This is a genomic window from Paenibacillus polysaccharolyticus (assembly GCF_900102085.1).
GTDB classification, from domain to species: domain Bacteria; phylum Bacillota; class Bacilli; order Paenibacillales; family Paenibacillaceae; genus Paenibacillus; species Paenibacillus polysaccharolyticus.
Map to the genome: position 1 here is coordinate 223137 of NZ_FMVM01000013.1, position 11849 is coordinate 234985.

Here is an 11849-nt window from a genome sequence, read left to right on the forward strand (position 1 = left end):
TCTACTTTAAGTCCCTTCTGATGCCAACATATGCTATACTTTCAATAGTTAAACATGAGACGAAGTCAGGAGTTTTCAAAATGATTCATACAGCCGATGCTTCACCAAACGAAGTATCACATGTAAATAAAAATGATAAGGTTGACGTTAGCATTATCATCGTTAACTACAATACACGCCAACTGACCTTGGATTGTTTGGCCTCAGTTTATGCGTCTCAGACCTCTTACCAATATGAGGTTATTGTCGTAGATAATGCTTCACGGGATGATTCGGTTGGGGCTATTCAACATGCTTATCCGAATGTGCGAATGATTGCTAACTCTGCGAACACAGGCTTTGCTGTAGCCAATAATCAAGGAATGGACATTGCCGGCGGACACTACATTCTGCTCCTTAATTCTGACACGGTTGTTCAGCCAGATACGCTGCATACGATGGTCTATTTTATGGATTGCCATCCCGAAATGGGGGCCTCGGGTTGTAAAGTCATTCTTCCTGACGGCTCACTGGATAAAGCCTGCAAAAGAGGATTTCCCACACCATCTGCGTCATTCTACTACGCGTTTGGGCTTTCACGGATTTTTCCGGATCGGCCGAAGTTTAATCAATACCAATTGGGGCATCTTAGTCCAGACGATGAATATCCAGTAGATTGTCTGGTTGGTGCATTTATGTTGGTACGTCGTGAGACCATTGAGCAGATTGGTGGATTAGACGAGACATTTTTTATGTATGGTGAAGATATCGACTGGTGTTATCGTATCAAAGAGGCAGGGTGGGGCATTTATTACTATCCGCGTACATATATTGTTCATTATAAGGGTGGTAGTGCCCGTCGCAAACCTTTGAAAATTACGTATGAGTTTCATAGAGCAATGTGGGTGTTCCACCGTAAGCACTACGCTAAGAAACATAATCCACTGATGAACGGAGCCGTATGGATGGGCATATCTTTAAAGTTTACGTTATCCCTCCTGCGTAACTGGGTATCTCTGCCTTCTCGTTCGAAGAGAACTGTTACACCGACGAGAACGGAAAACGAAGTATCATCCGAGGTGAAATCATGATTCGGCGTAATCAACGGTTTTTAACTCAATTGTATATCGCATCGGACTTTGTTGTTATCCAGCTTTCATTTTTGCTCGCATGGTGGTTGAAATTTGAAAGTGATCTATTAACAAATCAGAATCCGCTACCGATCGAAAAATATTTGATGTGGAGCCTAGTGTACGCAGTCCTTGCTATAGTAGCAGGTCTGTTATCTTCACTTTATGTACCTAAACGCAAAAAGCGCTTTGTCGATGAACTTTGGAAGATTATCCAGTCTCATGGCATAGCCTTCTTCATGCTGCTAAGCCTAATGTTCTTTTTCAAAGAAATAAATATCTCACGTGCATATCTCGCAATGTATATGATCGGTAATGTGTCCTTCACATTGATTTATCGTTACATGGTGAAGTTGCAATTAAAACACTTGCGCAAAAAAGGCTTTAACCGTCAGTTTGTGCTAATCCTTGGGGCAGGTTCACTTGGAAAACGCTTCTATGACAATCTCAAAAGTTATCCTGAACTTGGATATGAAGTTACGGGGTTTCTGGATGATTACAGACATTGGGATGAAGTGGAACAAAAGAGATACAGCCCTATTCTCGGGAAAATCGACGAGCTGGAGGAATTTTTGTCAACCCACTATGTAGATGAGGTTATTCTGGCTTTGCCGCTGGATGCACATGATAAATATTCGCATATTATCAATGTGTGTGAGAAGGCTGGAGTGCGCACACTGATTATTCCGGATTTCTTTGATTATCTACCGGCACGCCCTCACTTTGATAACTTTGCAGGTATGCCGATGATTAATGTGCGTGACATTCCGCTGGATATTACCATTAATCGTCTTATGAAACGTACGTTTGATATTATGTTTTCGCTCGCGGCAATCATCTTTACATCTCCTATTATGCTCATTGTAGCGTTGGGGGTGCGTTTGACCTCGGCAGGGCCGGTGATCTTTAAACAGGAGCGTGTTGGACTTAATAGACGTAATTTCATGATGTATAAGTTCCGTTCTATGAAGGCGATGCCTGAAGGTTTGGAAGATACAGGATGGTCAACTCAAAATGATCCACGTCGGACCGGATTTGGAACGTTTATAAGGCGAACGAGTTTAGATGAGTTGCCTCAATTTTTCAATGTGTTGTTAGGACATATGAGCGTAGTGGGTCCGAGACCGGAGCGACCGTATTATGTCAATCAGTTTCGAGATGAAATTCCTAAGTATATGATTAAACATCATGTTCGCCCAGGCATTACGGGATTAGCGCAGAGTAAGGGATTACGAGGAGATACCTCTATTGAGGATCGGATTGAACAGGATATTTTTTATATTGAAAACTGGTCTTTATTATTTGATATTAAGATTATATGGGAAACCATTCGCAATGGTTTGAAAAATGCATATTGAGTTTTATGTTAGTCTCACACTAGTGAAAGTCGCCTTAGGGCGGCTTTTTTGTTTTGCCCCTGCTTTATTCGGGTAGTTAGTTACCAAAAAGTAATGTTACACAACATGTACCGTCGTTAATAGTAAGTGAACAGCAATAATTAATTTGTGCTACTTGTAAACTACTTTGACTAATACGTCTGCAAAGGATGTGTAAATGATATGAAACGTATTGCCGCCGTTTTGATCCTGTTGCTCGTTACTGTAGGTACACTCTTTTGGGCACATGACAGTCAAAGTGAGGAGCAACGTGATGGATTTGCAAACTATCGATTAATCGCCCATGCGATGGGCAGTATTCGGGAACAGCCTTACACCAACGCGTATGAAGCGATGATTGCCAATTATGAAAAAGGTACACGGGTATTCGAAATAGACTTCATGCTCACTTTGGATCGCGTAGCTGTAGCCAGACATGAGTGGACGGCTAACATGAGCAAAATGCTGGGACAGGATGAAGAGTTGCCAGAGCATAAGCAGGCCGGGGCGCTTACACACGATGAATTCATGAACACACCGATTCTTGGCATGTACCAGCCAATGGATGCCGATGGAATTATGAAAGTGTTATCCAAGTACCCGGATATGTATATTGTAACGGATACCAAAGAGCAGAAGGACGAAGATATTCAGCAAGTGCTTCGATCATTGGTTAATGCAGCGAAGAAACATGATTCGTCAGCTCTAAGCCGAGTCGTGGTACAGATTTATAATGAACCTATGCTTGAAAAAGTAAAGGAGGTTTACAACTTCCCGTCCATTATCTACACGTTATACGCTACACAAGATACAGAGAGCCAAGTTGTTGATTTTGTGCAAAATAACGATATTGATGCTGTAACGATGCCGGAATATAAAGTAAACCAGAACTTTGTCGCTAAGCTGAAAAAGGCTGGGGCAGTCACCTATGTGCATACCATTAATGATACCCAGCAGGTGGCCAATTATGAAAAATGGGGTGTGTATGGGGTGTACTCCGATGTCCTGACAGAGCAGGAAATGGAAGAAATGAATACAAGGTTTGCTTGGAAACCTTAAATCATTCAAGACCCAGAAGAGACTCAATATATGCTAAAAAACATTTGTAAGAGAATCAAATTTTAAGACATAGACTTTTTAGGGATGGAAACAGCAAAAAAGTCTGTGTTTTTTTCTGTTCGCCTTTTATACGAACATTGACACCTACTGTCTGCTGACTTAGACTTAGTTTACAAGCTTTTTAGGATGCAGAAGAACCTCTGGAGGAATGTTCGTTGATAGACATGATTAAGCAGTGGAGACACGTATTTAAGCTCGACCCCGACAGGGAAATTACCGATGAGGCATTGGATCAGGTATGCATGTCTGGAACGGATGCTATTATCGTGGGTGGATCATCAGGTATTACGTATGATAATACGGTAGATCTGATGTCCCGGGTGCGTCGCTATGAACTGCCCTGTGTGTTGGAAGTATCCGATCTGGAGGCAGTTGTGCCTGGGTTTGACGGGTATCTGATCCCGATGGTGCTGAACACAACGGACAGCAGATGGATTATTGGACAGCACCAGCAGGCTATCGAGCGTTATGGCTATTTAATTCCTTGGGATTTGCTGATTGCCGAGGGGTATATTGTGCTTCATTCGGACTCGACTGTGGCGAGGTTAACCGGAGCAGATACGGAACTGACGACAGAGGCTGCGGTTGCTTACGCTCAAGCTGGAGAACGGTTACTGAACCTGCCCATTATATATATGGAGTACAGCGGAACTTTCGGGGATATGGAGCTGGTTGGCGAGACACATAGACAATTGGAGCGATCACATCTCATTTATGGCGGTGGAATTGATACAGCAGAGAAAGCAAGACAAGCTGCCCAAGTTGCGGATACCATTGTTGTTGGGAATATTGTGTACAGCCATTTGAGCCAAGCATTGGAAACGGTACAAGCTGTGAAAGGCGATCGAAGTAACACCTGACCGGTTTAGTTTACCATTCCCCCACATCCCCTTTAGAATCTGTTAAAATAGATCTTTGTCCCTTTATTGATTTCATTTCATTTAAGTAATATTGCTTTCAGGTGCCTAAATCTCTTTCCGCCCATGTGCATTATGATTTATGTTTACACAGGAACGGAGAGTACAGGAGTAATCTGAAGAAACGAAGACTCCCGTTAAACAAACTGAAGATTTATTACAGTTTTCTTGGTGTTTTTACCTACCCACAAAGTATATGGCGACTATGTTTACACGAGAACGGAGAGGACAGAAATAAGCTGGAGAAGCGGAGCTAAAAGCTTTCTGAAAGAAAGCTACATCGGAAGCATAAGCTTCGCCTTTATTACCGGATATTCACCTTTAGAAAATAGTTTAAAAAATCCGGGAATAACAGCGATTGAAAGCTTATTCTGTCATCGGAGTGACAAGTGTAACCGCAGGACCCACTTATACGACCAACTAATGAAAGGAGCATGCATGCATGCAACCTGTAAATATACATGACGCCGTAGCACGGCTGAACACTCCTCAGCGGCAAGCTGTTGAGGCAACGGATGGGCCATTGCTTATTATGGCTGGTGCGGGCTCGGGTAAAACCAGAGTACTGACACACCGGATTGCCTATCTGATCGCAACACGGAAAGCACCTCCGTGGGGCATTTTGGCGATTACGTTTACGAATAAAGCTGCTCGGGAGATGCAGGATCGGGTATCCCAACTGGTAGGCGGATCTCAAGGCCGCGATATTTGGGTATCCACGTTTCACTCCATGTGTGTGCGCATCTTGCGCCGTGACATTGAACGGATCGGTTTTACATCGAACTTTAGTATTTTGGACTCATCCGACCAGTTATCCGTTATTCGTAGCTGTATGAAAGATCAGAACATCGATACGAAAAAGTTCGAACCCAAAGCTGTTCAGGCGATGATGAGCACGGCCAAAAATGAACTGATCAGTCCAGAGCAATACGAGAAACAGGCGGGCGACTATTTTGAAGGCATTGTAGCCAAGGTATATACGATGTACCAGAAACGTCTCAGAGCCAACAACTCACTCGACTTCGACGACCTGATCATGGCAACCATTCAACTGTTCAAAGAAGTGCCGGAAGTGCTCGATTTTTACCAAAAGAAATTCCAATACATTCACGTCGATGAGTATCAGGATACGAACCGTGCACAGTACATGTTGTGCCGCATGCTGGCTGACAGCCACCACCGTATCTGCGTCGTAGGGGATAGTGACCAGTCGATCTATCGCTGGCGTGGGGCGGATATTACCAACATCCTTAACTTTGAAAAAGATTACCCGGAAGCACAGACGATCCTGCTCGAGCAGAATTATCGTTCGACTTCCAACATCCTGAATGCGGCGAATGAAGTCATCGGCCTGAATACCGGCCGCAAACCGAAGAAGCTGTGGACGGATAAAGAAGGTGGATCAAAGATCAAGGTATACCGTGCCGATTCCGAGCATGATGAGGGGTATTTTGTAACCTCCGAGATTAGTAAAAATGTGAAGAATGGCAAATCCTATCAGCATCATGCGATTCTGTACCGTACCAATGCTCAGTCCCGGGTTATCGAGGAAATTTTGATCAAGTCTGATATTCCGTATCAGATTGTCGGCGGCATCAAGTTCTATGATCGGAAAGAGATCAAGGACATTTTGGCTTATCTGCGCCTGCTGTCCAACCCGGATGATGATATCAGTTTGACCCGGATTATTAATGTGCCGAAGCGTAGCATCGGAGATACGACAGTAGCCAAGCTGGCTGCAGCGGCTGGAGAACGCGGGGTTTCCATTTTCCGTGTACTGCAAGTGGTTGATGATCTCGGTTTCGCTGGTCGCACGCGTAATGCACTGGTGGAGTTCTATGATATGATCGCAGCTCTGCACCAGATGGTTGAATATCTGTCCGTGACTGAACTGACCGAGAAGATTCTGGAGATGAGCCAGTATCGTGACGAGATGCAGAAGGAAAATACGATTGAATCACGAGCAAGACTGGAGAATATCGAAGAGTTCCTGTCGGTAACGATGGAGTTTGAGAAAAATAATGAAGACAAAACGCTCGTTTCGTTTCTCACCGATCTGGCACTCATTGCAGATATCGACAGCATGAACGATGACGAAGAGGATCAAAGCGATGCGGTCACGTTGATGACGATGCACAGTGCCAAAGGTCTGGAGTTCCCTGTTGTCTTTATCGTAGGTATGGAGGAAGGGGTTTTCCCTCACAGCCGGGCTTTTATGGATAATGAAGAGCTGGAGGAGGAACGTCGTCTGGCTTACGTGGGGATTACACGGGCTGAGGAACAGTTATTCCTCTCGTGTGCGCAGATGCGGACCTTGTTTGGGCGTACAACGGCCAATCCGCCATCCCGTTTCCTGGATGAAATCCCGGATGAGCTTAAAGAAGATACTTCCATTGCACGCGACCGTTACCGCCGAGGAACCAGCACAGGCGGAGGTTCATATGGAGGACGTGGTTTAGGCTCCAGTGGTGGAAGCAATTTCGGCGGCGCTGCAAGTGCGTCCAAGCTGTTTGAGCAACAAAGCCGAAGTGGTTCATCCGCAACAGCTTCATCTGGGCCAACGTCCCGGGTAACTACGAGTACATCCCGTCCAACCTTTGCGGCACCAACATCGGCTTCAAAATCGGCCTCATCCGAAAGTGCGGCAGGATTTAAGGCAGGCGACAAAGTGCAACACGGCAAATGGGGGACAGGTACCATCGTTGCAGTAAAAGGCAGTGGTAATGATACCGAACTGCAGATTGCATTCCCGGCTCCAGTCGGCGTGAAACGTCTACTCGCTGGATTTGCCCCGATTACCAAAGTGGAATAAGAATAAACGGCCTATTGTATGATACTGGACTGACATGAACATCGATTCTGCCATGTCTCTCGATTACAATAGGCATGTTCGTTCTACATATATTAAATATACGGAGGGATGGCCCAATATGGACCCGATGCACCGGATGGAGCAACTCGTTACCGAGCTGAACCAGCACAACTATCAGTACTACACGATGGATCAGCCGCAGATCAGTGATAAGGAGTATGACCTTCTATACGATGAACTGGTTACGCTGGAGCAGGAGAGCGGTATGGTGTTGCCGGATTCTCCCACACAACGTGTAGGGGGCGAACTGCTCAAGGGATTCACCCCGCATCGTCATTTATCCCCATTATGGAGTTTGGACAAAGCGCAGAACATTGAACAGCTTCGCAATTGGAATACACGTGTATTAAAGCTGGTGAATGACTATAACAGCAAAAACCCGAATAATCCGTTGCCTGAACCGGGTTATGTCATTGAGCTGAAGTTTGATGGACTGACCTTGAACCTGACCTATACCAACGGTGAGTTGGTGCAGGCTTCTACGCGCGGAAACGGAACGGTGGGCGAAGGCATTTTGGCACAAGTGAAAACCATCAAATCTGTTCCGCTTAAAATTCCGTATACCGGAGGTACGATTGAAGTGCAGGGCGAGGGCATTATGAACCTTTCTGTACTGAACCGATATAATGAAACGGCTGCCGAGCCGCTCAAAAATGCACGGAATGCAGCCGCAGGAGCGCTGCGTAACCTGAATCCGAAAACGACAGCTGAGCGTCGGTTGAATGCTTATTTTTATAACATTGGATACTCGGATGATATCCAGTTTGCCAACCATCAGGAAATGATGGACTTCTTGCGTGAGAACCGTTTTAAAGTTAATCCTTCACTCACCTATTTCCAAGAATTTGATGACGTTATGGAGCAACTCGAAGAAATTCAGGAAAATCGGGGGCAACTGGATTACCTGATTGATGGAGCGGTCATTAAGCTCACGGACATGCGAACTCGTGAAGTGTTAGGCTACACGGATAAGTTCCCGCGCTGGGCAGTTGCCTATAAGTTCGAAGCGGAAGAGACAACAACCGTACTGAACGAAGTCGTGTGGAATGTTGGCAGGACGGGTAAAGTGACGCCGCTGGCGCGGGTAGAAGCCGTTGAACTCGCTGGAGTGACCGTGCAGAACTGCACCCTGAACAATGTGGGTGATATTGAACGTAAAAATCTGAAATTTGCGCTGGGTTCACGTGTCTTTATTCGTCGTTCCAATGATGTTATTCCTGAGATTCTCGGCAAAGTGACTGAGGAGAATGACGGAGAAGAGATCATCTATCCAGAGCAATGCCCGGCATGCGGATTCCCGTTAGAGCAACGCGGAGCGCACTTGTTCTGTAATAACAAGCTGGCATGCAAACCGCAGACGGTTGCTCGTATCTCTCATTTTGCTTCCAGGGATGCCATGGACATTGAGACCTTCAGTGAGAAAACAGCGATTCAGCTATATGATGAATTGAATGTGCGTGAACCAGCTGATTTATATACATTGCAGTTCGATGATCTCGTGAAACTGGAGCGATTTGGCGAAAAGAAAGCGAACAACCTTCTCGCAGCGCTAGAGCAGAGTAAAGACCGAGACCTGGCTTCGTTCCTGTATTCCTTGGGTATCCCGAACACAGGAAAATCCACCACGCGTATGCTCGCCGATCATTACCGTGATCTGCATGCGATTATGAACGCCACCGTGGAGGAACTGGTCGAACTCCCCGATGTAGGTGGGATTGTTGCGGAGAGCATTGTGAATTTCTTTGCTGATCCGTTCACACAGGCTGCTATTGAGAAAATGCTGAATCTGGGTGTGAAAGCACAGGCACCAGAAGCGCCAGCGGTTGTGGTGGAGGATTCTTTCTTTAGTGGTAAAACGGTCGTGCTTACAGGAACACTGCATCAATTGACGCGTGAAGAAGCAACGCAGAGACTCGAAGCGCTTGGTGCGAAGGTCACAGGCAGTGTATCCAAAAAAACAGACCTTGTGATTGCCGGAGAGAAGGCAGGCAGTAAATTAACGAAGGCTCGTGATCTCGGTATACCGACTATCGAAGATGAGGACGAATTGGTACGCCTGCTGAATCCGTAGAACGTTAATATCTACAGCTTTGCGTCAGCACGTGTCATAGGCATTAATTAGGTACGTGATACAAGTAGCTTGTAAAGAAAGAGGCCTCCAAAAACACGCAAATGTCGTGTCAGGAGGCTTCTTTTGTATACGCTGGAGATCTGCTATGAACCCGTTATATTTGGAAAACGCTGAGAAGCACCGGATAACCATGCATCTTTGTCGTATCCCCGTTCTTCCCAATACCCGATATGCTCGCTGTCGATGACTTCAATACGGTTCAACCACTTGACCGATTTGTAGGCGTACATCTGCGGAATAACGAGTCGTACAGGTCCACCAAGGTCCGCAGGGATAGGTTTGCCATCATGCATGACCGCAATCATAATATCATCCATTTGTGCCTGCTCTAGTGTAATCGCATCGGTATATACCCCGTCTCCGGAATAAAATTTGACGCTGTGCGCTCCAGGCTTTATACCGGCGTTCTCCAGAAAATGCTTCAGAGGAATGCCTTCCCATGTATTCTTGTACACGGACCAGCCAGTAACGCAGTGGAAATCACTGACTTGCACGGTGCGTGCAAGCTTGACGAACTGTTCCCAATTCCAGATCTGAGCACGTTCTACAAGACCATCTACCCGAAATGACCAGTTTGCATTAGAGAATGATGGAATGGGGGTTACCGTATATACACGAAAATGTCCCTCGGCACCCCCGCCAATTGGAGGAGATGAAGAAGATAAAGGTTGCGGAAGTGGAACCATCCGATTGGGGTCAGTCTCAAGCATGCTGTCTATGCTGTTATCAAACTTGAGATTTTTACCAACCCATGATACAAATGTAGGTCCAAGAGTAACGGCGAGTCCTATGCCCACAGCAGAACGGATGAAGGCTCGACGGGTATATACCGGTTGCGGTTTCTCCATGTTTGGGACGTTATTTCTACCAGAGTCTTTGTCTGCATCGAGAATAGAAGTGGCTGCTGGTGTGTTGCGTGTGTCCAATTCCTCTTTGTTAGCGTTGGAATCGGCAGGATTATTTACACTTATCTTCTGTGTCGATGGTTCATTCGTTTGGATCGTACGGCGTGCTGGGTCTTTTAACCAACGTGTACGTGTGATGGAGTGGTAGATGATGTAAGGTAAACCAACCCATGTGAGCAAATCGTGAATCAGAAGCGCGGCATTGGACCACCGTGGGCCGGCCAGCTTGAACTGCCATAAAACGATGCCAGATAATAGCCAACCGATCAGAAGTGCAAGAACGATTATGGTATTTGCTTTTTGCCATGGTTTATTGCGGAGTTGCTTCCAATGTTTGCTGGCCAAAAATAAGTAATACACGACAGGCAAAAGCATGGCGATGCCCACGGCGATATGTAACCATTTTAACCAAACACGTCCGATACCCAGAGTTTCACGCCAGAAGCCACCAATTAATATGAGACCAGTAATAGCAAGTATCACAACGATCCAGGCATTCCAGGCATGAATAGAAACGAGCTTTTTGCCGTAACCTTTACGCATCATTTTTAACCACTGTTTCAAGTGTTTTCACCTCACGTCATGGATTTAATCTAGAAATCAAAATCTTAGGCTAAAGCAAAATCGAAATAAATCAATATTCAAAAATCCAGAAGCGGATCTCAGATAAGTTGTAGGAAGGGCACGTGTAAATGTGAGCGTGCTACTGCTTAGTTGGAAATGTTAACAACCTTGGAGTACTCCCTTTTATTTAAAGATACCTTATTATAAAGTTTTTGGATCACTTACTTCAAATTTGATCTTTTCCGAGCTATCACCTCTCTTGTTTGGCTAAGCAAAGCTAAAACTCGCTTCATTTCGATCGCTCTCTCCAGGCTTTAAGATCGATCTTATTTTCAATATGATAGAAGTTGAATAAAGTACTTGCTAAAAGCATGACAGCGTGATATATTATTTCTTGTCGCTTCAAACAGAAGGTAGTCGAGTAGCTTTGAAGATTGACGAAAAAGATTGTTGACAGAAACTCAGTTAACATGATATGATAAATTTCCTGTCTGGTTGACGTAAGTTGTCGCAAGATAAGGTGAACAAGTTCCTTGAAAACTGAACAAATGGATAGTAACTTTTGATTCACAATGAATCGTCAGATTCAAAATGAGCTTATCGCTCTTTTCAATACCCCGATGAGTTTCACAGCGTTTAACGACGCTGACGAAATTCATCTTTATTGGAGAGTTTGATCCTGGCTCAGGACGAACGCTGGCGGCATGCCTAATACATGCAAGTCGAGCGGACTTGAAGAGAAGCTTGCTTCTCGGATAGTTAGCGGCGGACGGGTGAGTAACACGTAGGCAACCTGCCCTCAAGCTTGGGACAACTACCGGAAACGGTAGCTAATACCGAATACTTGTTTTCTTCG

Annotated in this window: 7 protein-coding genes and 1 rRNA gene; 7 read left to right on the forward strand and 1 reads right to left on the reverse strand. The window is 45.3% G+C overall.

The features are described from left to right. The first annotated feature begins 80 nt into the window (after positions 1-80). From BLQ13_RS19155 to ligA, 6 genes are all read left to right on the forward strand, one after another. Positions 81-1070 carry a glycosyltransferase family 2 protein gene (locus tag BLQ13_RS19155; RefSeq protein WP_090923047.1) on the forward strand — a complete coding sequence of 330 codons (990 nt, stop codon included), beginning with the start codon at positions 81-83 and terminating at the stop codon, positions 1068-1070. Next, entirely contained in the window at positions 1067-2467 is a 1401-nt protein-coding gene (locus tag BLQ13_RS19160; RefSeq protein WP_090923049.1) for an undecaprenyl-phosphate glucose phosphotransferase, read from the forward strand. Before BLQ13_RS19155 ends, BLQ13_RS19160 begins: the two co-directional genes overlap by 4 nt. A gap of 201 nt (positions 2468-2668) precedes the next feature. After that, positions 2669-3544, forward strand: coding sequence for a phosphatidylinositol-specific phospholipase C/glycerophosphodiester phosphodiesterase family protein (locus BLQ13_RS19165; RefSeq protein WP_090923051.1), 876 nt, complete (start codon positions 2669-2671; stop codon positions 3542-3544). A 215-nt stretch (positions 3545-3759) separates the two neighbouring features. Further along, positions 3760-4464 (forward strand): heptaprenylglyceryl phosphate synthase, encoded by a 705-nt coding sequence (gene pcrB / locus BLQ13_RS19170; protein WP_090923053.1) that lies wholly within the window; start codon positions 3760-3762, stop codon positions 4462-4464. 499 nt (positions 4465-4963) lie between these two features. Beyond that, a complete protein-coding gene (gene pcrA / locus BLQ13_RS19175) occupies positions 4964-7333 on the forward strand; it encodes a DNA helicase PcrA (RefSeq protein WP_090923054.1) in 2370 nt (789 codons plus the stop codon). Between the two features lie 118 nt (positions 7334-7451). Next, complete coding sequence (gene ligA, locus BLQ13_RS19180; RefSeq protein WP_090923057.1) at positions 7452-9464, forward strand: NAD-dependent DNA ligase LigA; 2013 nt, start codon at positions 7452-7454, stop codon at positions 9462-9464. A 143-nt stretch (positions 9465-9607) separates the two neighbouring features. Here ligA and BLQ13_RS19185 read toward each other — a convergent pair whose 3' ends face one another. Further along, positions 9608-10993 carry a molybdopterin-dependent oxidoreductase gene (locus BLQ13_RS19185; RefSeq protein ID WP_208606805.1) on the reverse strand — a complete coding sequence of 462 codons (1386 nt, stop codon included), beginning with the start codon at positions 10991-10993 and terminating at the stop codon, positions 9608-9610. Positions 10994-11654: 661 nt separating this feature from the next. On the opposite strand from BLQ13_RS19185, the gene BLQ13_RS19190 reads away from it, so the two are divergent. Beyond that, positions 11655-11849, forward strand: a 16S ribosomal RNA gene (locus BLQ13_RS19190); the annotation flags it as partial.

What these genes read in the sequence shown, in the direction of transcription:
- BLQ13_RS19165 (WP_090923051.1), top strand. Translation starts at nt 2,669, where the DNA reads ATGAAACGTATTGCCGCCGTTTTGATCCTGTTGCTCGTTACTGTAGGT.
- ligA (WP_090923057.1), top strand. Translation starts at nt 7,452, where the DNA reads ATGGACCCGATGCACCGGATGGAGCAACTCGTTACCGAGCTGAACCAG.
- BLQ13_RS19160 (WP_090923049.1), top strand. Translation starts at nt 1,067, where the DNA reads ATGATTCGGCGTAATCAACGGTTTTTAACTCAATTGTATATCGCATCG.
- pcrA (WP_090923054.1), top strand. Translation starts at nt 4,964, where the DNA reads ATGCAACCTGTAAATATACATGACGCCGTAGCACGGCTGAACACTCCT.
- BLQ13_RS19155 (WP_090923047.1), top strand. Translation starts at nt 81, where the DNA reads ATGATTCATACAGCCGATGCTTCACCAAACGAAGTATCACATGTAAAT.